Origin of the sequence: Paenibacillus sp. BSR1-1 (assembly GCF_030403775.1) — a bacterium.
GTDB lineage: Bacteria > Bacillota > Bacilli > Bacillales > Cytobacillaceae > Neobacillus.
In genome coordinates this window covers 1-25,065 of the sequence record NZ_JAQMWQ010000025.1, presented here as the reverse complement: position 1 = coordinate 25,065, position 25,065 = coordinate 1, and the positions used below count along the sequence as shown (strand labels likewise).

24 protein-coding genes are annotated in these 25,065 nt (G+C 37.4%); 10 read left to right on the top strand and 14 right to left on the bottom strand.

From position 1 onward, the window contains the following. Positions 1–64 precede the first annotated feature (64 nt). Together PH210_RS24480 and odhB are read left to right on the top strand one after the other, a co-directional pair. Positions 65–2,917: a 2-oxoglutarate dehydrogenase E1 component gene (locus PH210_RS24480; protein ID WP_289988996.1), complete on the top strand. Its 2,853-nt coding sequence runs from the start codon at positions 65–67 to the stop codon at positions 2,915–2,917. Continuing rightward, positions 2,910–4,154 carry a 2-oxoglutarate dehydrogenase complex dihydrolipoyllysine-residue succinyltransferase gene (gene odhB, locus PH210_RS24475; RefSeq protein WP_289988995.1) on the top strand — a complete coding sequence of 415 codons (1,245 nt, stop codon included), beginning with the start codon at positions 2,910–2,912 and terminating at the stop codon, positions 4,152–4,154. The genes PH210_RS24480 and odhB overlap by 8 nt, the downstream gene beginning before the upstream one ends. A gap of 57 nt (positions 4,155–4,211) precedes the next feature. Here odhB and sda read toward each other — a convergent pair whose 3' ends face one another. Then, on the bottom strand, positions 4,212–4,337 hold the full coding sequence (sda, locus tag PH210_RS24470) for a sporulation histidine kinase inhibitor Sda (RefSeq protein ID WP_420491584.1): 126 nt from the start codon (positions 4,335–4,337) through the stop codon (positions 4,212–4,214). A gap of 242 nt (positions 4,338–4,579) precedes the next feature. Here sda and PH210_RS24465 point away from each other — a divergent pair, with 242 nt between their 5' ends. Further along, on the top strand, positions 4,580–6,217 hold the full coding sequence (locus PH210_RS24465; RefSeq protein ID WP_289988994.1) for an AMP-binding protein: 1,638 nt from the start codon (positions 4,580–4,582) through the stop codon (positions 6,215–6,217). A gap of 90 nt (positions 6,218–6,307) precedes the next feature. Next, on the top strand, positions 6,308–6,511 hold the full coding sequence (locus PH210_RS24460; RefSeq protein WP_289988993.1) for a DUF6501 family protein: 204 nt from the start codon (positions 6,308–6,310) through the stop codon (positions 6,509–6,511). Positions 6,512–6,554: 43 nt separating this feature from the next. Here the strand turns inward: PH210_RS24460 and PH210_RS24455 are convergent, their stop codons facing one another. The 6 genes from PH210_RS24455 to PH210_RS24430 all read right to left on the bottom strand — a co-directional run bounded on the left by PH210_RS24455 (position 6,555) and on the right by PH210_RS24430 (position 12,464). Next, on the bottom strand, positions 6,555–7,142 hold the full coding sequence (locus PH210_RS24455) for a YhcN/YlaJ family sporulation lipoprotein (RefSeq protein ID WP_289988992.1): 588 nt from the start codon (positions 7,140–7,142) through the stop codon (positions 6,555–6,557). 125 nt (positions 7,143–7,267) lie between these two features. Beyond that, positions 7,268–8,059 carry a membrane protein insertase YidC gene (yidC, locus tag PH210_RS24450; RefSeq protein ID WP_289988991.1) on the bottom strand — a complete coding sequence of 264 codons (792 nt, stop codon included), beginning with the start codon at positions 8,057–8,059 and terminating at the stop codon, positions 7,268–7,270. 29 nt (positions 8,060–8,088) lie between these two features. Further along, on the bottom strand, positions 8,089–8,379 hold the full coding sequence (locus PH210_RS24445; RefSeq protein ID WP_289988990.1) for a hypothetical protein: 291 nt from the start codon (positions 8,377–8,379) through the stop codon (positions 8,089–8,091). Between the two features lie 308 nt (positions 8,380–8,687). Next, positions 8,688–9,422 (bottom strand): pyruvate formate-lyase-activating protein, encoded by a 735-nt coding sequence (pflA, locus tag PH210_RS24440; RefSeq protein ID WP_289988989.1) that lies wholly within the window; start codon positions 9,420–9,422, stop codon positions 8,688–8,690. A 63-nt stretch (positions 9,423–9,485) separates the two neighbouring features. Continuing rightward, entirely contained in the window at positions 9,486–11,711 is a 2,226-nt protein-coding gene (pflB, locus tag PH210_RS24435) for a formate C-acetyltransferase (protein WP_289988988.1), read from the bottom strand. Positions 11,712–12,011: 300 nt separating this feature from the next. Further along, the gene (locus PH210_RS24430; RefSeq protein WP_289988987.1) at positions 12,012–12,464 is read right to left on the bottom strand and encodes a cupredoxin domain-containing protein; all 453 of its coding nucleotides are present in this window, start codon (positions 12,462–12,464) and stop codon (positions 12,012–12,014) included. Between the two features lie 211 nt (positions 12,465–12,675). Between PH210_RS24430 and mprF the strand changes: the two genes are divergently transcribed. Both mprF and PH210_RS24420 read left to right on the top strand, forming a co-directional pair. Continuing rightward, positions 12,676–15,204, top strand: coding sequence for a bifunctional lysylphosphatidylglycerol flippase/synthetase MprF (gene mprF, locus PH210_RS24425; RefSeq protein WP_289988986.1), 2,529 nt, complete (start codon positions 12,676–12,678; stop codon positions 15,202–15,204). A gap of 126 nt (positions 15,205–15,330) precedes the next feature. Continuing rightward, on the top strand, positions 15,331–16,512 hold the full coding sequence (locus tag PH210_RS24420; RefSeq protein ID WP_289988985.1) for a D-alanyl-D-alanine carboxypeptidase family protein: 1,182 nt from the start codon (positions 15,331–15,333) through the stop codon (positions 16,510–16,512). Positions 16,513–16,541: 29 nt separating this feature from the next. Here the strand turns inward: PH210_RS24420 and modB are convergent, their stop codons facing one another. The 3 genes from modB to PH210_RS24405 all read right to left on the bottom strand — a co-directional run bounded on the left by modB (position 16,542) and on the right by PH210_RS24405 (position 17,775). Then, positions 16,542–17,198, bottom strand: a complete 657-nt coding sequence (gene modB, locus PH210_RS24415) for a molybdate ABC transporter permease subunit (protein ID WP_289989059.1) — start codon at positions 17,196–17,198, stop codon at positions 16,542–16,544. 79 nt (positions 17,199–17,277) lie between these two features. Next, positions 17,278–17,511, bottom strand: a complete 234-nt coding sequence (locus PH210_RS24410) for a hypothetical protein (protein WP_289988984.1) — start codon at positions 17,509–17,511, stop codon at positions 17,278–17,280. 6 nt (positions 17,512–17,517) lie between these two features. After that, positions 17,518–17,775, bottom strand: a complete 258-nt coding sequence (locus PH210_RS24405) for a hypothetical protein (RefSeq protein ID WP_289988983.1) — start codon at positions 17,773–17,775, stop codon at positions 17,518–17,520. Between the two features lie 131 nt (positions 17,776–17,906). On the opposite strand from PH210_RS24405, the gene PH210_RS24400 reads away from it, so the two are divergent. Next, positions 17,907–18,395: an Hsp20/alpha crystallin family protein gene (locus PH210_RS24400; protein ID WP_289988982.1), complete on the top strand. Its 489-nt coding sequence runs from the start codon at positions 17,907–17,909 to the stop codon at positions 18,393–18,395. Here PH210_RS24400 and PH210_RS24395 read toward each other — a convergent pair. Then, the gene (locus PH210_RS24395; protein ID WP_289988981.1) at positions 18,392–18,616 is read right to left on the bottom strand and encodes a hypothetical protein; all 225 of its coding nucleotides are present in this window, start codon (positions 18,614–18,616) and stop codon (positions 18,392–18,394) included. The two genes, PH210_RS24400 and PH210_RS24395, sit on opposite strands and share 4 nt — an antisense overlap. A gap of 91 nt (positions 18,617–18,707) precedes the next feature. Between PH210_RS24395 and PH210_RS24390 the strand changes: the two genes are divergently transcribed. After that, positions 18,708–19,115 (top strand): hypothetical protein, encoded by a 408-nt coding sequence (locus tag PH210_RS24390; RefSeq protein WP_289988980.1) that lies wholly within the window; start codon positions 18,708–18,710, stop codon positions 19,113–19,115. 40 nt (positions 19,116–19,155) lie between these two features. Here PH210_RS24390 and PH210_RS24385 read toward each other — a convergent pair whose 3' ends face one another. Then, positions 19,156–19,398 carry a YkuS family protein gene (locus PH210_RS24385; protein WP_223595446.1) on the bottom strand — a complete coding sequence of 81 codons (243 nt, stop codon included), beginning with the start codon at positions 19,396–19,398 and terminating at the stop codon, positions 19,156–19,158. A gap of 101 nt (positions 19,399–19,499) precedes the next feature. Here PH210_RS24385 and PH210_RS24380 point away from each other — a divergent pair, with 101 nt between their 5' ends. Then, a complete protein-coding gene (locus tag PH210_RS24380; protein WP_289988979.1) occupies positions 19,500–19,640 on the top strand; it encodes a YuzL family protein in 141 nt (46 codons plus the stop codon). A 39-nt stretch (positions 19,641–19,679) separates the two neighbouring features. Here PH210_RS24380 and PH210_RS24375 read toward each other — a convergent pair whose 3' ends face one another. Continuing rightward, complete coding sequence (locus PH210_RS24375) at positions 19,680–21,299, bottom strand: ABC-F family ATP-binding cassette domain-containing protein (RefSeq protein WP_289988978.1); 1,620 nt, start codon at positions 21,297–21,299, stop codon at positions 19,680–19,682. Between the two features lie 567 nt (positions 21,300–21,866). Then, complete coding sequence (locus PH210_RS24370; RefSeq protein ID WP_289988977.1) at positions 21,867–22,469, bottom strand: SCO family protein; 603 nt, start codon at positions 22,467–22,469, stop codon at positions 21,867–21,869. 453 nt (positions 22,470–22,922) lie between these two features. Here PH210_RS24370 and PH210_RS24365 point away from each other — a divergent pair, with 453 nt between their 5' ends. Next, positions 22,923–24,848 carry an endonuclease MutS2 gene (locus tag PH210_RS24365; RefSeq protein ID WP_289988976.1) on the top strand — a complete coding sequence of 642 codons (1,926 nt, stop codon included), beginning with the start codon at positions 22,923–22,925 and terminating at the stop codon, positions 24,846–24,848. Positions 24,849–25,065 lie beyond the last annotated feature (217 nt).

The following is a 25,065-nucleotide window of genomic DNA, read 5'->3' as shown; positions in this document are numbered from 1 at the left end:
CGTAAAAATATATAGATTCAATAAAAGTCCATTAGGATACATACGTTTTAAGGGGGAATTGATGATGACTAAACCAAATGCCGATTTAAAAGCCTTCCTAAATAATTTTCTTGGTCCTAATCTTGGCTATTTAATGGAAAAATTTGAAAAGTATAAAGAGGATCCTTTATCAGTTGAACAGGATATGAGAGTGATCTTTGAACAATTAAATGAAGAGGATTTTATCGAAGCAGGAATTACGGTTCCAGTTTCAAATCTAAAGGCACCTATGGTTGAGAGTGAAAAGATCCTTGCTGCTGTAAAGCTTGCTGAAAATATCCGTACTTATGGCCACCTTGCAGCAAATATTTATCCATTAGGAAATCAAAAACCTGATGTAACTCACTTAGAATTAAACAGCCATGGAATCAGTGAGGAGGATTTGAAAAATTTACCATCAGGAATTATGACAAAAAATAGCCCATCGTCTTTTCAAAACGCACTAGAAGCGTTTGGATATTTAAAAGAGATTTATACAAAATCGATTGCATTTGAATTTGACCATGTCCATGACCTAAGAGAGAAAAATTGGTTAATGGAAAGAACTGAAGATAGCCGTTTTCGTACAGATCTTACGAATGAAAAAAGAAAAGGGATTTTAAAGAGACTTGTGGAAGTCGAAGAATTTGAAAAGTTTCTCCATAAAACATTTGTTGGTCAAAAGCGTTTCTCTATTGAAGGGCTTGATGCAATGGTGCCACTCATTGATGAGGTTATTTCTAAGGCTGTAATCGATGGTGCTGAAAATATTAATATTGGTATGGCGCATCGCGGAAGATTAAATGTCCTAGCCCATGTCCTTAATAAACCATATGAAAAGATATTTGCAGAGTTTCAGCACGCCCCAAATAAAGAACTTGTCCCCTCAGAAGGATCTACAGGCATCAACTTTGGCTGGACTGGCGATGTCAAATATCACCTTGGGCTCAACAGAGAGCTGGACGGCGATCATTCTGTTAGGGCTAGAATTTCGCTAGCCAATAATCCAAGTCACCTTGAATATGTTGGAGCGGTTGTAGAAGGATTTACAAGGGCGGCACAGGACGATCGAACGAAACCTGGTTATGCTGAAGATAATAGTAAATCTGCACTTGCTATCTTGATCCATGGTGATGCAGCATTCCCTGGTGAGGGGATTGTCGCTGAGACACTAAATTTAAGCAGGTTAAAGGGATATCGTACTGGAGGCACCATTCACATTATTGCGAATAACACAATCGGCTTTACCACAGAATCTGCGGATTCCCGCTCGACCAGGTATGCAAGTGACCTTGCCAAAGGATTTGAAATTCCAATCCTGCATGTAAATGCGGATGATCCAGAGGCTTGTATCGCTGCAGCCATTTTCGCAGCAGAATATCGCTATGTATTCCAAAAAGATTTTTTAATCGATTTAATCGGGTATAGGAGGTTTGGCCATAATGAAATGGATGAGCCCATGACAACCAGCCCGCAAATGTATTCGTTGATAAATAAGCACCCTACCGTCAAAGAAATCTATGCGAAAAGTTTAATAGAACGAGGCGTCATAAAACAAGATGAGTTAGCAGAACTAGAAAAACAAATCAGGAATAGATTAGCAAATGCGAATGATAAAGTTTCAATGATAAAGAAAGATACGGAAATAAGTGTCCCAGAACCACCAAAATTCAAGAAGGAACACGAATCAATTATTACCAAGGTTCCTTTAGAAAAACTGCAAATTCTGAACAATGAATTGCTTCAATGGCCAAATGAATTTACTGTTTTCAACAAGTTGGAAAAAATATTACAAAGAAGATCAGATGCACTAGGTGAAAATGGGAAAATTGAATGGGCCTTAGCTGAAACCTTGGCATTTGCGACGATTTTGGCAGATGGAACCCCAATAAGGCTAACCGGACAGGATTCAGAGCGCGGTACCTTTGCCCATCGCCATCTTGTGCTCCATGATAGTCAAACAGGTGAAACCTATTCACCGCTTCATCATTTTTCGTCAGCAAAAGCATCATTTGCTGTTTATAATAGTCCCTTAACGGAAGCAGCTGTAGTTGGTTTTGAATATGGGTATAATGTCTTTTCACCGGAAACCTTAGTGATTTGGGAAGCTCAATACGGTGATTTTGCCAATGCCGCACAAGTTATATTTGACCAATTTATCGCTGCCGGAAGGGCAAAATGGGGACAAAAGTCTGGTCTAGTATTGTTGCTTCCGCATGGATATGAAGGGCAAGGTCCGGAACACTCAAGCGGAAGGGTAGAAAGATTTTTACAATCAGCCGCCGAAAAGAATTGGACGGTCGCTAACCTTTCAAGTGCAGCTCAGTATTTTCACCTGTTAAGAAGACAGGCCGCAATGCTGTCAAAGGAAGAAATTAAGCCGCTTATCATTATGTCGCCGAAAAGCCTTTTACGAAACCCGCTTGTTTCATCGACGGCTGCAGAGTTAAGTGAAGGAGAATTTAAACCGGTTATAGAGCATTTCCAAGCAAATAGGGACGATAGTAAGGTAGAAAAAATTGTCCTCTGTTCCGGAAAAATATCCATTGATATTGCAGAACAGGTAAAAGAATCTGACAGTTATGATTGGCTTCAGGTCATTAGACTTGAGGAAATATATCCATTCCCAGCGGATGAATTACGAGAAATTTTTACGAAATACGAGAATGTCAAAGAAGTGGCATGGGTTCAAGAAGAGCCAAAAAATATGGGTGTATGGAATTTTGTAGAGCCGAGAATTAATGAAATTGTACCGGCCGGAATGAAGGTAGACTATATCGGCCGCCGCCGCCGGTCAAGCCCAGCGGAAGGGGAACCGAATGTTCACAAACTTGCCCAAACAAAAATTCTTCAAGCTGCCTTAACGAGGCTAGAAAAAGGAGGTTTACAGCATGGCTGAAATTAAAGTACCAGAATTAGCAGAATCGATTTCAGAAGGAACGATTGCGAAATGGCTAAAGAATATTGGAGAACATGTAGAGAAAGGCGATTATCTTGTCGAACTAGAAACAGATAAAGTCAATATTGAAATTATTTCAGATTTTTCTGGAACGCTTACTGAACAAAAATTTGCTGAAGGTGATACGGTTCAAGTAGGAGAAACGATTGCTGCTGTTGATGAAAGCGGCCAAAGCAACACTGTCCATACTACAGAACAAAACCCTTCTGAACCAATAGCACATACACCAATCCAACCTACAGTTGCTGCTGATGCCACTAAAGAAAATAAGGAGGAATTATCCAGCCGTCCGATTGCTTCTCCAGCAGCCAGACGGCTGGCTAGAGAAAAAGGGCTCAATTTAAATGATATTCCTGCAGTAGACCCTCTAGGAAGGATAAGAAAGCAGGATGTTTCGTCATATCAACAACCGGCACAAAATAATACTCCAAAAGTAGAAAAAGCTGGAGAAATGGTGCCGAGTCAAAATGTTCCTAAACCCATTTTATACGAGCGAATGTCGCGCCGGCGCCAAACGATTGCAAAAAGACTTGTAGAAGTACAACAAACCGCCGCTATGCTGACAACCTTTAACGAAATTGATATGACGGCGGTTATGGACCTTCGAAAAAGAAGAAAGGATAAATTTTTCGATGAGCATGATGTCAGACTTGGTTTTATGTCCTTTTTTACCAAAGCAGTTGTTGCTGCTCTAAAGAAATTTCCTTATTTAAATGCAGAAATTCAAGGTGACCAGCTGTTGGTTAAAAAGTTTTATGATATTGGCATTGCGGTTGCGGCAGAGGAAGGACTCGTGGTTCCTGTGGTCAGAGATGCCGATCGGAAAACTTTTGCAGAAATTGAAATGGATATCATGCAGCTTGCAGAAAAAGCAAGAACCAATAAACTTTCCTTAAATGATTTACAAGGTGGAACTTTCTCGATTACCAATGGCGGGGTCTTTGGCTCTTTACTGTCAACGCCGATATTAAACGGACCACAGGTTGGAATACTTGGAATGCACAAAATTCAACTAAGACCTGTAGCAATAGATAAAGAGAAAACAGAAAACCGTCCAATGATGTATGTGGCTCTTTCTTATGACCATCGTATTGTTGATGGAAAAGAGGCGGTAAGCTTTCTTAGTAAAATAAAAGAAATGCTCGAGGACCCAGAAAGTTTGCTGTTAGAAGGATAAGGGAAAATGAAAAACCGCTGAATAATGGTTCAGCGGTTTTTGGCATGTTACGATTCATTATCGATTCTTAAATGGTCTTAATCCACGGCGTTGAATTTCATCTTTTAATATTTTAATCCATTCCTTTTCCTTACCAGACTTTAAAGCGTCCCGATACGTTACAACCAACTGCTCATTACTCATAATTTTCAATGTGAGAATGCCTCCTTGGAAAATGGATTGAATATTCAGTTTTTATTATTGTAATGGTTTTCTTTTATTTTGAGAACCCCTAATTGATAAAAAATTAAAAGGTTCATAAATTGTTCATAGTTCATTCACGGAAAAGAATTATATTTTAAAAATATTGAATATTCTTATAAATATGATAACATACTTTTGAAAGCGTTTTATTGTATGTTTATGTACATAAGGAGGATGGAAGAATGTCGGTATTATTAAATGTTACCATTGGTGAACTTTTAGAAGAAAAAGCAAAATTACAACCCGACAATCAAGCAGTAATCTACTCAGATCGAGATTTAAGATGGACTTATCACGAATTTAATGATACTTGCCGGCTTGCAGCTAAGGGTTTGATGAAACTCGGAATAGATAAGGGTGAACAGCTTGCGGCCTGGTCAACCAATACTCCTGAATGGCTGATAACGCAATTTGCAACTGGGAAGATGGGAGCAGTTCTTGTGACCGTTAACACCAACTACCGTACAGCAGAACTTGAGTATCTTCTGCAACAATCAGATTCCACAACTTTTATTTTAATGGATACATGGAAGGAATCCTCCTATATTGATATGCTCTATGAAATTGCACCAGAATTAAGGACTTCGGAACCAGGCAAGCTGAAAAGCAGCCGTTTGCCATATCTAAAAAATGTCATCGTCCTCGGGGACAAACGATATCCTGGAACCTATTCATGGAATGATATTATGAAGCTTGGCGAATTGGTCTCTGATGAAGAATTAAATCAGAGAATGGATTCACTGGATCCGGATGATGTCATAAATATGCAGTATACTTCTGGGACAACCGGTTTCCCTAAAGGTGTAATGCTTACCCATAATAATATCGTTAATAATGGCTTTAATATAGCCGGTTGTATGAAGCTGACTCCCCAGGATCGACTATGTATACCAGTGCCATTTTTCCACTGCTTCGGTTGTGTTCTAGGGACAATGGCTTGTGTTTCAGTGGGTGCTGCAATGGTTCCGGTGCAGGAATTTAGCCCGAAACGGGTTTTGCAAACTGTACAGGATGAGAAGTGTACAGGACTTCACGGAGTCCCAACTATGTTTATTGCTGAATTGAATGACCCTGACTTTGAGAAATATGATTTATCAACATTAAGAACGGGAATAATGGCAGGCTCGAACTGCCCCATTGAGGTTATGAAGGCGGTTATTGAGAAAATGGGAGCAAAAGAAATAACGATTGCCTATGGGCAAACAGAGTCCTCTCCTGTTATAACCCAAACTAGAACGGACGACCCGATTGACTTACGCGTAGAGACAGTAGGAAAAGCCCTGCCGAACGTCGAGGTTAAAGTAGTTGAACCAGGTACATCAAAAGAAGTTCCTTTTGGGGTACAAGGAGAACTTTGTACTAGAGGCTATCATGTTATGAAGGGATACTATAAAAACCAAGCAGCTACTAATGAGGCGATTGATGCTGCAGGATGGCTTCATACAGGCGATTTGGCCGTAATGGGTGAAAACGGCTATTTGAAAATAACCGGCCGTTTAAAGGATATGATCATTAGAGGAGGAGAAAATATTTATCCCCGTGAAATTGAAGAATTTCTCTATTCTAATTCAAAAATATTGGATGTTCAGGTGATCGGAGTCCCGGATGAAGTATATGGAGAAGAAGTAATGGCATGGATCATTTTAAAAGAGGGTGAAGAGACAACAGCAGAAGAAATCAGAGAATATTGCAACGGGAAAATTTCGAAGCATAAAATCCCTCGCTACATTGAGTTTACCGACGCCTATCCCATGACAGCCTCAGGAAAAATACAAAAATACCGTTTAAAAGAAAAAGCCATCGAAGCCATTAAAAATTAATTTCAATCTAATATAGTGAGGTGTTGCACTATACAATCCCTTTTGATTATACTAGAAAATGGACAATGACTAATAGGGACGGTGGCAGCAATGATCCATTTATCTTGGCGTGATCGTGAAACAGTAAAAAAAGTGAAGTGTGTTCATACGGATGCAAAAAAATACCTCGTTCATAACGCGTTAACTGCAGGGAAAATCTACGATGTAAAAAATGAAACAGAAGAGTTTTATTACATTATTGATAATTCCGGTAAAGTTGGCGGTTTTTACAAAGAGTATTTTCAAGATGCATAAGAAAAAGGACTGTAAGGCATTGCCTGCAGTCCTTTTTCTTATATTATCGAGCATCAGGAAAAACACGGCGAATCGTTTTGGAGAATTCATCGACTAAACCAGAAATGGGTCTTCCATTCCGAATATCATTGGCATAGGTGTTCATCCGATCATAAAAGTCAGGATTAACCGATACATAAACATTGTCAATATTTGGGTCAGCAGATTTTACTTTTCGCGATATTTTATTTTCGATAGCACCGGTTAACTTATTGCGAGCTGATTTGTCAAGTTTTGCGGCAACAAAGGCATTATTATCTGTAACAATGATATTGGCACTGTCAACCTCAGACAGGCTGGTTACCTTATCAGCCGCTTTATCAGCAATCCTCATTTTCGAATCGTTATTCCCAACATTGTTACGGACATTTCGAATGTTGGTACGATTCATTTTTCGGTCAAGTTCAGTGTCACTGGTATCCACGCCAGTGATTGCTGGGCCGCCATGATTCGGGTTATGATAATTAACCCGTGCAGGTTCGATATCATTTCTGCTCCGGTTGGCAACATCGTCATTCACATTTTTGTTTGCACAACCAGTTAAATAAAGACTAAAAATTAAGGTAGATGTTAAGAATAAACCTTTTTTCATTAATTTTAGCACCCCTTTGTCTTAGTTGAACAAGAATAGCATTCCAAAATGGAAAGAAACTATCCTTAAGGACAAAAAGGATTAAAAAAGAAGCATCGGAAACCAATGCTTCTTTTTTCGGATCATTATTTTTGTTTCACAGTAACTTCCGTCGTTTTTTTCGATTGATACAGACTACGGCTAATCATTGTTTGTACGATTAGGAATGTACCGCCTACTACCCAATAAAGGGGAAGTGCGGCCGGTGCACTAAAGGAAAACATAACGATCATTAACGGTGATAATAACCCCATGTACTTCATTTGCTCCTGCTGGGCTGACGGCATATTGGATTGTGAAACTTTAAACTGGAAGTAATATATAAGCCCGGCGATGATAGTAATAACAATATCAGGGTGTCCAAGACTAAACCATAAAAATTTATGGTGGGCAATTTCCTTTGAACCCCGGATTGCATAATAAAAGCCTGTCAAAATCGGCATTTGAATGAGGATTGGCAAGCATCCCATATTTAATGGGTTAACGCCATGCTTTTGATAAAGCCCCATCATTTCAGCCTGCAGCTCTTGTTTTTTCTTTGGATCCTTTTCAGCCTTCATTTTCTTTTGAATGGCGTCCATTTCAGGCTTTAAGACATCCATTTTTTCCTTCATTTTCATCTGATTTTTATATTGTCGTAACATTAATGGCATTAATACAAGTCTGATAATAAGGGTAACAAGAATGATCGCTAAGCCATAATTCCCGCCAAAAAAATCTGCCACTGAGTGAATAATAGTCGAAAATGGGTTTACAAAATAAGTGTGGAAAAATCCATTGTTATTACCACTTTGAGTTTGTGATGAACAGGCAGATAAAATTAGCGTTGTTAAGGATAATAAAGCTATAAGAATAAGTGAAGAACGTTTTATTTTCATATTTCCTCCTAAAAATGTGATTTAGTATATTAGGTAAAAAGGAAGGAAATAGGTTCCTCGGAATCGTCCTGAGAACATTCTTTTCTACGAATATATTTAACAATTCTAATTAGAATAAAACTTCCATTTAAACGGCTTTTTTTCTTATATAAAAACCACGGGTGAATAATTTTTGTATTTGCAGGATTTGTCTGCGAGCCAATAAAGGAATATTCCACTCCCCAAGCCCATAGGTATTTCAGCATCATTCCTAAATAAATGCTGACATATAGAGCCGTTAAGGCATTTATATCTGAATGATCGATCAGTAATTGGAACAAAAATTTTCACCTCGCATAAACAGCCAATGATAAGAGTATATAGGAGAATAGTTAAATAATCAATTTAATCCTTGCTAAAATTCCAAAAGAAGAAGAGATTGCTAATATCCTTTTAAAAAGGCTATTTTCGCAAAGGTTGATTTTTTTCGTATAGGTTCAACCCGTTTAACTTGAATCTGGCATCTTTTCGTAATGACATTTGCGAAAATTGCCTAGAAACTTAGTAAATGACCCTTAATAAGTTCTACAAGTAACAAAGTTTACGAAAAGAGCCTTAAAAAACAGAAAAAGCGGAATTGTTCCGCTTTTTAATTCCAATGGGCTGTTAACTTTTGATAGGTAAAATCTACTTTTTCCTCTGTTGGCGGGTCAACATGTTTTAATGGATATTCATGTCCCAGAGCTTCCCATTTGTAAACACCGAGTTTATGATATGGGAGAATTTCAATTTTTTGGACATTTTCTAGTGTACCGATGAATTCTCCTAACTTTTGTAAATCTTCCTCGTCATCCGTAACTGTTGGAACTAGGACATGTCTTACCCAGATTGGTACATTGCGGCTGGATAAAAATGTTGCAAATTCAAGAATGTGATCATTTGCCATTCCAGTTAATTGGATATGTTTTTTTCGGTTGATATGTTTTAAATCCAATAAAATGAGATCCGTATATTGTAATAATTCTTCAAGCTGTCCAATAAAAAGCTTAGAATGAGAGAAACAGCCGCCAGAGGAATCGATGGTGGTGTGAATCCCTTTCTTTTTGCATTCCTTAAATAATTCGATAAGAAAAGGAATCTGTAACAATGGTTCCCCGCCGCTAACTGTTATACCGCCTCCAGAGGCTTGAAGGAAAGGGAGATAACTCATCAAATCATCCATGATTTCGGAAACGGTCATTTGCTTACCGGTACCGATTTCCCAAGTATCAGCGTTATGACAAAACTGGCACCGCAAAAGGCAGCCCTGTGTAAAAACAACATAACGTATCCCTGGTCCGTCGACTGTTCCAAGTGTTTCTATAGAATGAATATTTCCAATCATGAAGATGTTCCCCTTTCGTTTGAAAGCAGGAGCTCTACTAAAAAGAGCCCCCAATAATTTTAATTATAAAGATTCGTGAAAAGTACGGTTAATTACATCCAGCTGTTGTTCTTTTGTCAATTTAATAAAGTTTACAGCATAACCAGACACACGGATGGTTAATTGCGGATATAGTTCTGGATGTTCCATTGCATCTAAAAGTGTTTCTCTATTAAAGACGTTCACGTTAAGATGGTGACCAGTTTTCATTGCATAGCCATCTAAGATGGAAACTAAATTACGAATCTGGTTATTTTCTTCTTTTCCTAATGCTTTTGGTACGATGGAGAAGGTATTAGATATCCCATCCATTGCATAGCTATATGGAAGTTTGGCAACGGAAGACAGGGAAGCTAATGTACCTTTTGTATCACGTCCATGCATCGGGTTTGCACCAGGTGCAAATGGTTCCCCCGCACGGCGGCCATCAGGTGTATTTCCCGTTTTCTTGCCGTAAACCACGTTAGATGTAATCGTCAAAATAGACATGGTATGCACAGAATTGCGATAAGTTTGATGTTTTTGAAGCTTTTTCATAAATCGCTCCACGATTTCTACAGCAATACTGTCTACCCGATCATCGTTGTTCCCATATTTAGGGAAGTCACCGGAAGATTCAAAATCAACAGCTATCCCCTTTTCATCCCGGATAACCTTCACTTCGCCATATTTTATGGCGCTCAGGGAATCTGCAACTACACTTAACCCAGCGATACCAGTTGCCATTGTTCTTATTATTTCAGTATCATGCAAGGCCATTTCTATTCTTTCATAGCTGTATTTATCATGCATATAGTGGATGACATTCAAAGTATTTATATAAAGTCCTGCAAGCCATTCCATTATTAAATCAAATTTATTCATTACTTCGTCATAACTTAAGATTTCTGAGGTAATTGGCTGATACTCAGGCCCAACTTGAATTTTAAGTTTTTCATCGACACCGCCATTAATGGAGTAGAGCAGTGCTTTCGCTAGGTTGGCACGTGCTCCAAAGAACTGCATTTGTTTGCCAATTTTCATCGCAGACACACAGCAGGCAATTCCGTAGTCATCGCCGTATTCCGGGCGCATAATGTCGTCATTTTCATATTGTATAGAGCTGGTCTTAATCGACATTTTCGCACAATATTGTTTAAAGTTTTCAGGAAGCTGCGGTGACCATAAAACCGTTAAGTTTGGTTCTGGCGCTGGTCCTAAATTGTCCAAGGTATGAAGGAAGCGGAAAGAATTTTTCGTTACTAATGAACGTCCGTCTTGCGCCATTCCTCCAATAGATTCGGTTACCCATGTTGGGTCGCCGCTAAACAATTCATTATAATCAGGAGTCCGAGCAAATTTAACAAGTCGGAGCTTCATAACAAAGTGGTCAACTAGTTCCTGGACCTCTTCCTCTGTTAAGGTTCCATTTTGTAAATCTCTTTCAACATAAATATCTAAGAAGGAAGAAACACGGCCAAGGCTCATTGCTGCACCATTTTGTTCCTTAATGGCAGCTAAATATCCTAAATATAACCATTGAAAAGCCTCTTGTGCATTTTGGGCAGGATTGGATATATCAAATCCGTAGGAAGTTCCAAGCTCTTTTAATTCTTTGAGAGCACGAATTTGTTCCGCGATTTCTTCACGCAGCCGGATATTGTCTTCTGTCATTACCTTACTGGTATTCTGTTGATCCTTTTTCTTTTCCTCTATTAAAAAATCAATACCATATAAGGCAACACGGCGATAGTCACCAATAATGCGTCCTCGGCCATAAGCATCTGGCAGACCTGTGATAATGGCAGCTTTACGGGCAAGCATCATTTCATCTGTATAAGCATCAAATACACCTTGATTATGTGTTTTACGGAATTCAGTAAAGATTCTTTCAATTTCAGGATTTAATTGATATCCGTAAGCTTCGCAGGCTGCTTTTGCCATACGAATTCCTCCAAAAGGCTGCATGGAACGATTGAATGGTTTATCTGTTTGAACACCAACTACCTTTTCAAGTTCTTCATCCAAGTAACCGGGTCCGTGCGAGGTAATAGAAGAAACGGTTTCGGTATCCATCTCAAGAACGCCGCCGTTTTCCCGTTCCTGCTTTGTAAGTTCCATAACCTGGGCCCATAATTGTTTAGTTGATTCTGTTGCTCCAGTTAAAAAGGAATCATTTCCTTCATATTGAGTGTAGTTCTTCAAAATGAAATCCCGAACATTTACTTCTTTTGTCCAAACTCCTTTTGTGAATCCTTTCCATTGTTCCATTGTTTTTCACCTCTAAATTAAATTCGTAATTTTATATAACAGTTTGAATTGCTATTTATATCTTAAGTATAACAGCGTAGATTTGTGTAACAATGAGCATATGTTAAGAAATTGTGAAATCTATATTTTTAGGGGGTTTTCTGGGATAAGTTTGAACGAATTATGAACAACGAAGGGTTCTGTACTATAAAAAAATCCCATGAATATTTAACTGTTATACATGAGAAAGTCAATATTACCAACATATTTATAGGGGAAATGAATAAAACAGCACAAAAAAACAGGAGAAAGACTCCTGTCCTAATCGACGACTATATAAGCTATCATCGGCCCATTATGTGACCGGTCGGAGTGGGTTTCACAAATTAGCCTATATGTCCCTTCTTTTTTAAATTGAAGGGTAACCACTGTTTCCTCGCCTTTTTTCACTGTTCCCTTGATTTTTGTTCCCTCAATATAAAAGGGATGTGCTGCGCCGTTTATTCCACTGATATATAATTTAACCTTTTCACCTTTTTCTAAAGAAATGGTGCCGGGATCCCAACGGTAAGCCTCAATTTCTTTACCATTCTTCAACGTAGATTTAAATTCTCCCGTGACCATATGAATTTCTCGAATATTTTTATTCGCTTGTTGATTAAAAACAGTCACGTCGCCTGCTTTTAACATAAACCAAGCAGAGATGGTGGCTAGAACGACACCCACTGCCAGGAAAAATAGAAGTGTTTCTTTCTTTAACACTAAAAATTTCATCTAAAAACCCCCCCGATAATTTGTCCTATTTAATACTTATGCCGAGGAGGTATGTAAACTTGTCTCTTTTTTACAATATTAGATTGTTTTATTGACGGTTGAACGCTAAGTAAACTGTCAACAATGTAGGTAGTTAGAATTAATTTTCTTTTATTTTTCCTATCGAAAAGTTTATAGTTAATTTAGGATGAAAAAATAGGTGGTTATTTTGTTGGGGATTAAAAAAGAAAAAATATTAAAAGTAGTAAAGTTTATATTCCCGTTATTTTTGTTAATTTTCGCCATAGTTGAAATGAAAAAATTTACTGGGGATCTAAATTTACAATTATTAAAAAATGAGCTTAATCAACTCAATATTTTCTCATTATTATTAATTTTAGCAGTTACTTTCTGTGCTGTTCTGCCGATGCTTTTGTATGATGTTGTCCTTGTAAGGATTTTACAAATAAAAGTTCCCAAAAGGGAGCTGTTAGAACAATCCTTTATTGCCAATTCTTTTTCAAATTTAATAGGTTTTGGCGGATTGGTCGGGGCCATGTTAAGAACTTATTTTTTTCATAAGTTTGAGCATGATAAACGGCGGCTTTTAGGTGTCATCGCTACCGTTTCCCTATTTTATTTAACGGGAATCTCGTTTCTTTCATGGATTGTAGCACTTGGATATCATCATTTTCCATTGTTTATTGATACAAAATGGCTTTATTTTGCTGTATGGGGCGTTGGTTTATATCTACCGATTTTTTTATTTATACATATTTTAAAATCTAAAAAGGACCATCAGTCCCAATTTACTAACAAAATAGCAGCTGAACTTGTCATCATCTCGATCGTTGAATGGTTAGCTGTATTTATAGCGATATATGTTTTATGTAATGTATTGGGGATTGCTATTTCCTTTGAACAGCTTTTTCCGGTTTATATTGTGGCAGCCTGTGCAGGTATCATAAGTATGATTCCTGGGGGACTTGGCTCATTTGATTTGGTTTTTTTGTGGGGAATGCAAGAATTACATATCCCTGAAGAGAAAATCTTGGTGTTACTGCTTTTTTATCGAACTGGTTATTATTTCATCCCATTTTTCACCAGTTTGATCTTTTTTGTAAAGCTATATTGGAAAAAGTGGAACAAATCCTGGAATTATTTACCTAAGGCTATTATTCAAGGTCTAAGTCATATTATCCTGACAATTCTCGTATTTTTATCCGGGTTAATTTTGTTATTGTCAGCTAGTGTACCTGGCATTATGTCCCGGTTAAGAATTGCTCAGGAGCTGCTATCTTTTCCGATTATAAATGTATCTCATCAGCTTTCTGTTGCAGCAGGATTTTTACTTTTAGGATTGTCTCGCGGAATCGAATACAGTGTGAAGCGGACTTACGATTTGACGATGTTTGCGTTGATTCTTGCGGCACTTTTCTCCATTTTTAAAGGAATTGATTATGAGGAAGCTATCTTTTTAATTATTGTAGCCCTGTTACTAAGATTCTCTAAAGATCAATTTTACCGTGAGAGTTATGTGCTGACTTGGGGAAAAACGATTTTTGATATGACTATCATATTAATTATCACCTCAACGTATCTCATTATTGGTTATCTAAATTTACCTGAGGCGAAATTAGCCATTCCGACAAAATTTTTGCCGTATGTGATTCTCGATTACCGTGATTTATTTAAGAGTGCGAGTATCGGCCTTGTTATTGCGTTATTAATACTTATCTCCGGCTATTTCATTAGCTTGCCGAAGAAATGGAAATTGGATAGGTCATTTGATTTTGAAGATGAAATCAATCGTCATTTGACGAAGTATCATGGAAAAGTTTTAACTCACCTAATCTTCTTACATGATAAATACATCTTTTGGAATAAACATAGAAATGTTTTAATCCCATTTCAAAAATATGCTGATAAGTTAGTAGTACTAGGGGATCCAATAGGTGAAAAGAGTGAATTATCGAGTGCGATAGAAGAATTCCAGGAAATAGCGGATCTCCATGGATTTACGCCTGTTTTCTATCAAGTAAGTGACGAGATGCTTCCCTTTCTTCATGGCCACGGATTTGCCTTCTTTAAATTAGGGGAAGAAGCCTTCATCGATTTGAAAAACTTCTCGCTTTCAGGGAGTAAAATGAAAGGGCTGCGAGCTCTTAGAAGTAAATTCAATCGCGGCCAATACTCCTTTGAATTACTGCAGCCGCCTTTTTCTAATGAACTATTTGCAGAATTAAGAGAAATATCAAATGATTGGCTTCAAGGGAGAACTGAGAAGGGATTTTCCCTTGGTTTCTTTGATGAAGATTATTTAAATCGGGCACCAATCGGGATTGTACGTGATGAAAATAAACAAATACTAGGCTTTATGAGCATCATGTATGTTTATGATGACGCTGAGACCATATCAGTGGATTTAATGAGATTTAAGCCAGAGGTAGAACCTGGAATTATTGATTTTCTGTTCCTATCTTTAATAGATTGGGCTAAAGAACAGGGGTATCACCGCTTTAATATGGGAATGGCGCCTCTTGCTAATGTAGGCTTATCGAAGTTTGCATTTTTAAGTGAGAAAATAGCGGCCCAAATTTTCCTGCACGGCCACTTTATTTATCATTTTCAAGACCTAAGAAAGTTCAAAGAAAAGTATACAAATGTTTGGGAACCGAAATATTTAGCATATCGAAGAAAAGCCTCTCTACCTTTAATAATGGCCCAAATTACTTTACTAATATCGAAAAAAAGAGCTTAACCAATTTTTGACCTGTTACGATTACGGACAGGTTTTTTTTATAACAATTTTTTGAAAATACTATTTTTTTCTAAAAAATATCTGTTAAAATCAAATAGGAAATAGTTAAAGATAGGGTGTTTTGTATTGAAGAAATTATTTACTTATTTCATAATTTTCCTTGTGGCACTATCTTGGCAAATGAAAGCCCTTGCAGCAGAGAAACCTTCATTAGAACTTAAAAGTGAGGCTGCCTGCCTGTTGGATTCTGAGACAGGTGCCGTTTTATTTGCAAAAAATGCGGATCAAAAAATGTATCCTGCAAGCATTACTAAAATCGCAACAGCTATCTATGCGATTGAAAAAGGGGATTTAAACAGTATTGCAACGGTCAGCGCTAATGCAGTAAGACAAGATGGGACAAGGGTCTATCTGGTTGAGGGGGAGCAGGTCCCTTTAAAAAAGCTTATTCAAGGAATGCTGATTAACTCCGGAAATGATGCAGCTGTTGCCATTGCGGAACATTTAGATGGAAGTGTGGAACATTTTGCAGAAAATATGAATCAATATTTAAATACCACTATCGGAGTAAAAAATACACATTTTACGAATCCCAATGGATTGTTTGACGAGAATCATTACACAACAGCAATGGATATGGCACTCATCACAAATTATGCGATGAAAAACCCAATATTTAAAGAAATATTTGGCACAAAAGAACTCATGTGGGTGGGACAATCTTGGAGCACCAAGCTCGTTACACATCACCGCATGCTAAAAGGGGAACTTCCTTATCCAGGGATTACGGGCGGGAAAACAGGATTTACTACTGAATCCAGGCAGACCTTGTCCACAACCGCAGATAATGGCAAAATTAAATTAACGGCTGTCGTTATGAAATCAGAGTATAAAATTGATAAATATAAAGATACTGCTGCTTTGTTTGATTATGGTTTTAGTCACTTTCAAAATGCTATTCTCAAACAAGGTGAAATCTATCAAAAAGATCAGAAACAATATTATCTGGATAAAGATACTGTCATTACAGAAGAGATAAATGGGGCAACAAAGGAAGTGGCTCCAAAGGGAATTTTGTTGATAAAAAATACAAAGGGTCAAATGGTTCAGGAGATTCCTCTTCATTATAAAGAGCCACAAACAGTTCCAAAGAAAACCGAACTTGCTGCGCCGTCCACAAAAGCTCAAAAAGCACACAATAAGCAACTAACGGAGCTTAACGCTATTATGGGGGTAATAATACTTGGAATTGCTGTCCTATATATTGGCATGCGAAAAAAATCAAGAAAAATGATAAATCCAAAATAAAGCGATGGAGAGTATTCTTCTCCATCGCTTTATTTTGGATTAACGTTTGTGGCTAATAACATAAAAAAGGAGAGCAACACCATTGCAATGACTAAAAACCAGGCTAATTTCATGTTTCCAGATTCCATGGCAATATATATAGCTGTAGGGGCGGTTTGTGTTTTACCAGGAATATTACCAGCAAACATTAACGTTGCCCCAAATTCTCCAAGTGCCCTTGCAAAGCTTAATATGATGCCGGTAATGATTGATTTAATTGATAAAGGAACGCTGACGAGTAAAAAGACATTCCATTCGTTCGCTCCATCGACCCGTGCGGCTTCTTCAATATCTTTATCAACAGATAGGAAACCTGTTTTTACCGTTTGATACATTAGCGGAAAGGCGACAATCGTTGAGGCAAGAACCGCAGCCCAAGGGGTAAACATGATGGTGCTTTGAAATAATTCTTCAATCAATATACCGACAGGACTATTCCTGCCGAAGAAATAAATTAATAAAAAGCCAATAACGGTAGGCGGCAAAACAATTGGCAGTAACAGAAAAGTCTCTACAACTACTTTTCCTTTGAAATGAGTTTTAGTTAACAGTCTTCCAATAAGGGTACCGGAAATAAATACTAAAATAACAGAAAGGGAAGCCACTTTAAGTGACAATAAAATAGGAGGCCAAAATTCATTATGTATCAAGTTTATCCATCCAATACTTTATGCTCTTAACCATTATAACAAAAAAACTGCCTGGAGGCAGTTTTTGATTCATGGTTTAAACGACACTGTTCTTTGCAGAGGCACTATCAATGACATCCTGGTCTGTAACGGCCTGAATTGGAATATTGACCGGCGAAAGGTCCCCGTTTAATTCTCCAAATCCCTGATTCCGTTTTGTAGAAACAAATAAATCGAACTGTTGATTGGGACCCATGATGAGATTAGACCCTTGATCAATAATATTAACTTTGAAACCAAGTAAATTAACAACCATTGGGGCAAATAACAAGAACGATCACTCCTTTACACTATTGATTGGTTGAGAGTCGAAGGAGGTTGGGGAGTCAATTTGATCCTTATCATCCACAAAACTTCTAGTTGCCACAAAATCACTGCGATCACCAAAATTTTGTCCGAAGCCCTGATTTTTTTTATCAGAATTATGCCACTCGGCTAAAAGGTTTTGCCCAATATTTACAGCAGAAGCATTTTCAAAGGAATTAATTTTAATCATGAATATATTTATATTAATATACGGAACTGGAGCCGGCATTTTAATCCCCTCCTTTTACTTGCTTATAAATATATGCGGTTCCAAAATCTTTATGAGGTATAAAGAAAAGTTGGATTAAATTCCAAAGATAAATAGTATGATGAAAATAAGCATGAAGGGGGTGTGGATAGATGGAAATGGATAAATTGAAACAATGGATGGAGCTTGCCAAGAATATGCATGGTGGGGATTTCTGGACCAATATTTTTGACCAGGAATTTACAAAACAATTCATGATGAACGACCAGCAATTTAATTCCCCAAGTGATGGAGTAAATAGGAAAACGGGACAGGAGGAAAAGGTGCGCACCTTTCCTATCATTGATATTTTAGAAAGTGAAAGTGAAGTTATTGTCTTGATCGAACTTCCTGGTGTCGCGAAAGAGAATATTGAATTAGGGCTTAACGGGAATATATTAACTATAAAAGGAACTGCTCCAGCACTTCATCCGCACTTGAAAAAGAGCTATACGGAAAGGTTTTATGGTGAATTTCTTCGGCAGATTACCTTGCCAGATACCATTGCCCCTAATCAACTAAGTGCTAAATTTTGGAATGGTTTATTATTCGTAAGTTATCAGCGAATCGTTGAAAAAGGTGAAATCATACCAATAGACTAGCCGTTAATGACAATGGCGTCTAGAAGATCAGCATCCTCAACTGTTTGGATTGGTAAGGATATGGTTGAAAAGTCAGCAGATTGCTGCCCGAAACCTTGGTTTTTCTTGTTCGTATTCTTCCGCGATATTAATTGTGCACTTCCGATGGTAAAGGTTGAACCTAGACCAACTCCATTGATTTTTATGATCCCAAGATTACCTACTGTTGGAATATAGAACATTTTTTGCTTCCTCCTTTTTCCTTTGGACATGTTAAGGTAATTTCCCCATATACTTGAGAGTAAGGCAGGAAGTAAGGGAGCGTTTGTGAGTATGTCATTAAAAGATTTATTCCATAAATTCGGTAAAAATGATTACGAAAAGGAATTAAAGAGAAAATTGCTCTTTTTAGAAATGAATTTGGAAGAATTGAAAAAATCGCTGCAAACAATTCAAGAACAAATTCCAGCTGAAGCAAAAGGAAAAAGTCAAGAAGCGCCTATTATTATTGAAAAAATAAATATAGAAAAAATCATTTTAGATAAATATGAGTTAAATAATAATTTTGGACAACTCGGAATCAAAGAGTTAAAAGGAAAACTAAATATAGGGGCTACATATGGAAGTGAATTTACTCCAGCGTTAACCGACGAAGAAAGAGGAGAGGAGCAGGGTGAAATAAAGAAAACATCAACTGAAAAGAGCCCGCGGGTTAATATACAGGCGAAAAAAGAAGTGTAAGAAAAAAGACTAAAGTTGTACCCTTTAGTCTTTAAAAAAATTATTGCAGTCTGCTTTCAACTTGCTGGCATACCTCATCAGCAGACAAGCCGTTCGCATCAATAACAGACGCTTTTGTTGTTGTATCCTGCATTCCCATAACGTTAGAATCAAGGCCGGAAACGACACAGCAATCACAGTTTTGAGCATCTGACTCCTGCTTTAAATCCACAACATCATATCCTTTTTCCCGAAGAGCTTGTGAAATATTTGTAAGAGATTGTTCAACTCCAACTTTTGCCATTCTAAACACCTCCTCCTGTAAATTATCATGTCTAAGTTTCAAAGAAATATTCCGCATAAGTTGCGATAATCTTCCAAAAGCTAAAATGGGAGGTGTTTCAATTGGGTAAGCGAAGTAAGAAGAAAGCAGATCCTTCTACAATTGGGCTTAATTCACCGCAGGTGGAAGGGCAAGGAACAACAACGACTGAAACTGGCTCAAGAGCAGAGCCTTCTTCTAGAAGAAAGCAGAAAAGAATGTAAATAAAAATAGAAGGCACCATGAAAGGTGCCTTCTTATTTTTATTTATACATTTCAGCTACTTGTTTCTGAATTTCATCGTTTTCTAGGTATTCATCATAAGTCATTTGCTTATCAACTAAGCCATTTGGTGTTAATTCAAAAATGCGATTTGCAATTGTTTGTATAAACTGATGGTCATGGGAAGCAAACAGCATAGACCCTTTAAAGTTGATCAATCCATTGTTAAGTGCTGTAATTGATTCCAAATCCAGATGGTTTGTCGGCTCATCTAATAGCAGGACATTGGCTCCATTTAACATCATTTTTGAAAGCATACAGCGAACTTTTTCTCCTCCAGAAAGGACACTTGCTTTTTTAAGTACTTCCTCACCAGAGAATAGCATCCTTCCTAAGAATCCACGTAAAAAGCTTTCACTGTCATCCTTTGGAGAGAATTGTCGAAGCCAATCAACAAGATTTAAATCACTGTTTTCAAAATACTCCGAGTTATCCTTTGGAAAATAAGCTTGTGATGTTGTGATACCCCACTTAAAAGTTCCGCTGTCCGCTTCCATTTCGCCCATTAAAATTTTGAAAAGCGTTGTTTTAGCGATTTCGTTTGTGCCAACAAGTGCTATTTTATCTCCTTTATTCATAAAGAAACTGATATTATCAAGCACCTTTACACCATCTATAGTTTTTGTTAACCCCTCAACCCTTAATAAATCATTCCCAATTTCACGGTCTGGTGTAAACCCAACGAATGGGTAGCGGCGGGATGATGGCCTAATATCATCTAATGTAATCTTGTCTAAAAGTTTTTTACGGGATGTAGCCTGCTTTGATTTAGAGGCATTTGCACTAAACCGGGCAATAAAGCTTTGAAGTTCTTTAATTTTTTCTTCTTTTTTCTTATTGGCATCAGATGCCATTCTTGATGCTAACTGGCTTGATTCATACCAGAAGTCATAGTTCCCTACATAGATTTGAATTTTACTAAAGTCCAAATCCGCAATATGGGTACATACTTTATTTAGAAAATGACGATCATGGGATACGACAATAACGGTGTTTTCAAAGTTAATTAAGAAATCTTCAAGCCATTGAATCGCTTTGATATCCAAATGGTTGGTCGGCTCGTCCAAAAGTAAGACATCAGGTCGGCCAAATAATGCCTGTGCAAGCAAGACCTTAACTTTATCAGACCCTGTCAACTCGGCCATTTTTTTATAATGAAGATCTTCGCCGATTCCGAGACCTTTTAAAAGAATAGCAGCCTCTGGTTCAGCTTCCCATCCGTTTAATTCAGCAAATTCCCCTTCAAGTTCAGCAGCTTTCATGCCGTCTTCATCGGTGAAGTTTTCTTTCATATAAATGGCGTCTTTTTCCTGCATAACTTCGTAAAGTCTTGTATGACCCATAATAACGGTCTTTAACACTTCGAATTCTTCGTATTCAAAATGGTTCTGTTTCAAAACGGCCATCCGTTCATTAGGGCCTAATGTAACAGTACCAGTTTGTGCTTCAATTTCACCAGATAAAATTTTTATAAAAGTAGATTTACCTGCACCATTTGCCCCGATTAAACCATAGCAATTTCCAGGCGTGAATTTAATATTCACATCTTCAAATAACTTCCGGTCCCCATATCTCAAACCTACGTTACTTACAGTAATCATAATTAAAACATCCTCCAAAACAAAATATCTATTAATTATATCATTAAAATTAGGGGAGGGCGAATTCTATTGGAATGAAATGTTGTGAAAGAAAAATTTTCTAAAAAATTTTCCCCGATTTCACACTTTATTCATAAATTTGTTGTAGAATTGGTTTAAGAAGTATTAAAGAAGGTGATAAGTATGGCAAAAAAACAGCTTACTGATCTCGTTAACAAATTAAAAAAAGCAGGAATAAAAGTGAGTTTAACAAAACCAAAGTCCAATTACCTTTTATCTTTACAGCAACTTAAAAAATTTCCTTCATCCGTGAATTAAATAGGAAAATAGGTAATAAAAAGCGATTAATCCCTCCAGGATTAACCGCTTTTTTATTAAAAGGCCGTGTTTAAATCTGGCTGTTGATTTGCGCTCCAGGCGCTTCGCTTTCCGCGGGCGTTCCGGGGAGCCTCCTCGGCGCTAAAGCGCCTGCGGGGTCTCCCCAGCCCCGTACTCCCGCAGGAGTCTCGCGCCTTCCGCTCCAATCAACATCGTTTCAAGATAAATGGTGACAAATAACACTGTCTATTATTTAATTTCGTCCATTATTTTGTTGTAAACTTCTTTTTTATTAAATTCTTTTCCCATTGGAAATTTTTCAATAAATTTATTGTTTTCATCTACTAAGTAGGTAAAGGTAGAATGAATGAATTGGCCATTCCCTGGGTCTTTATATTGAAATTGCAATGCCCCCGTGACTTGCTTGATTTTTTGCTGTTCTTCTTTTATTTTTTGCTTGTCCCCAGTTAAGAACTGCCAGCTATCATTATTATTAATTTCGAAACCATTCATATAACCTTTTAAGACTTCTGGTGTATCACGATATGGGTCTATTGTGATGGTGATGAATTCGATTTCCTTGCCAAATACACCGCTTTTTACTAAATCATTTTTTAAGCCAACCATTTTTTGCGTTGTAGTTGGGCAGATATCAGGACAATGGGTATAGATAAACTCAACAAGCTTTAATTTCGTTTTATCTTTACCAAAATTATAGTCTTCATTATTTTGGTTAATTAAGGTAACATTTGCTGGAATTTTAGCATTTGCATCGCGTATAAGGAAAAACGATATTCCCGCAGAAATCCCAAGGAACAGCGCTAGGCCGCAAATAAGATAAATCTTTTTCATTTCGAATCCCTCCTATTAAAAGGATAAAGAAGTTCGCAGAAAAATGATATGGATAATTTGTGAACAAAAACCCATTTTTCTGAATCGTAGTTGACAATCAATTCCAAATATCGTATTCTTTACTTGAATTTAAATTTTTATTTTAGAGGGAGTATGTTTTATGTTAGGTGTCGTTCTTAACTAATCCAATCAATTGGATATTTTCATTTCACCACGCTCGTCTGTTTTTTTATAAACAGAAAAGGCTTATTTAAGTATGGCTGGAATGAGGTTAAGAACAATGGGCAAACATACGCATACATCTTTTACCAATGATGCTGTGTACACTCGTGTAGACAGTTTTTATTTTGGATAAAATTTTGTATGAAAAAATGAGTGTTTTAAACTCGTTTTTTTACAGCCGCAATGACATTGTTCATTGCGGCTTTTTTTATTACAAAGGAGGCAAAAAAATTGAATCAACACACCTTTCATACGTTAGAATTTCAACAAATAAAAGAAGCGATTGCACATTATGCATTAACAAAAGAAGGGAAAGAACAGATTCTTAAGCTGGAACCATCGACTAATAAGAACCAAATTGAAGCCTGGCTAGATGAAGTTTCTGAGGCTGTTCATATTTTAAAAAGGAGTGCCAGTGTGCCCATTTCTGGGATGGATGGAATGGAACAGCTTCTAAATAATCTGAATAAAGGTACAGCCTTAAGACCTGATCAACTTTCAAGGCTGTATGATTTTTTAGATTGCTGCGTCAAAATGAAAAAATACATGAAGGATAAGGAATTTTATGCACCAAGAGTTTCAGCTTATGTCGATGCAATTGATGAATTGCCAGACTTGGCAAGCGAAATTATTCGTTGCATCCGAAATGGAAGAGTTGATGACTATGCTACAAAAGAGCTGCTAAAAATTAGAAAACAAATGGCCATTCACGAGGAGCGGCTTAAAGAAAAAAGCATGCAGTTGATCCGCTCAAATAAATACAAAACCTATTTGCAGGAAAATGTAATCAGTCAGCGAAATGGAAGATATGTAATTCCAATAAAGAAGGAATACCGTAATAAAATAAAAGGCACCGTGCTTGATACATCGGCATCGGGTTCCACGCTTTTTATTGAACCTGAAGAAATAGCCGTTTATCAGGATCAGCTGACATGGCTTCAAGCTGATGAGGAGATTGAAGTGCAAAAGGTATTGTATTTCTTAACTGGATTAGCCGAAGAAAAAGAGCAGCAAATCCGCCTTGCTGTCGAAATCATGGTGCATTATGACTTTTTATTTGCCAAGGCCAAGTATTGCCGCTCAATTAATGCGGTCAAAGTGGAAGTAAATGATTTAGGTGAGGTTGAAATCATTGATGCAAGGCATCCTTTATTAGGTGACAAGGCAGTACCATTATCGTTTAGGTTAGCGCAAAATCAGAAAGCATTAGTGATTACAGGTCCGAATACCGGTGGAAAAACAGTTACCATTAAAACTGTAGGGCTCTTAACCTTAATGGTACAATGTGGTCTCCATATCCCAGCATCGGAAGGAAGTAAATTATGTGTCTTTGAACGCATTTTAGTAGATATTGGGGATGGGCAGAGCATTACCGAAAATTTAAGCACCTTTAGTTCAAGAATCGTAAATATTATCGAAATTCTTAAGGAGACGAATAGCCGAACCTTGGCGCTGTTAGATGAACTTGGTTCTGGCACAGATCCTGGAGAAGGAATGGGCCTAGCGACAGCGATTTTGGCAACTCTTTATGAAAAAGGTGCTATCATCCTCGCAACCACTCATTATAGTGAAATTAAGGAATTTGCTGAAAAGCACGATGGTTTTATTAATGGGTCAATGGAGTTTGACTTAAACACACTAAGTCCAACATATCGCTTAAATATTGGAAGGGGAGGGGAAAGCCAAGCGTTTGCTATTGCTTTAAAGCTGGGCATTCATCCGAAAATAATTGAAGAGGCACATAGAATTACCTATAAGGAAGATAAAATTTATACAACTGCCATAACAGATCCTTGGAAGCTTAAAGAAATTGAGAAGCAGATTATTTTCAATAAATATCAGAATCGAAAAAAAGTCCCCAGAACGGAATTGCAAATCCCTCAATATCAACAGGGTGACAATGTCAAGGTTTCACCTGCAAATGAATTTGGTATCGTTTATCAGGGGCCGGATTCCCAGGGGAATTATATAGTTCAAATTAAAGGGGAGAAAGTGTCAGTAAACCACAAAAGGCTAACGCTTTATATTGCGGCAAATGAACTATATCCAGAGGATTATGACTTTGATATTATTTTTCAATCGAAAGAGAACCGGAAAAAAAGTAAAATCCTTTCGAAAAGGCACGAGGAAAATATCAGTATCGATCATACTGAATAACGAATTTTGCTAGGACTTTGTATAAGTTCTAGCTTTTTTCGATTAGCAATATTAAAGGTCAAATTCGGTTTTTACCTATGTTGATTAGAGTGGAAGGCGCGAAGACTCCTGCGGGAGAACGGGTCCGAGTTATCATGAACGAAACTAGCTCCTACTCGTAAATACGTAGGTTAATTTGGTTAGAATGTTTATTGGAAAAAACAAACCAAATCAGAGC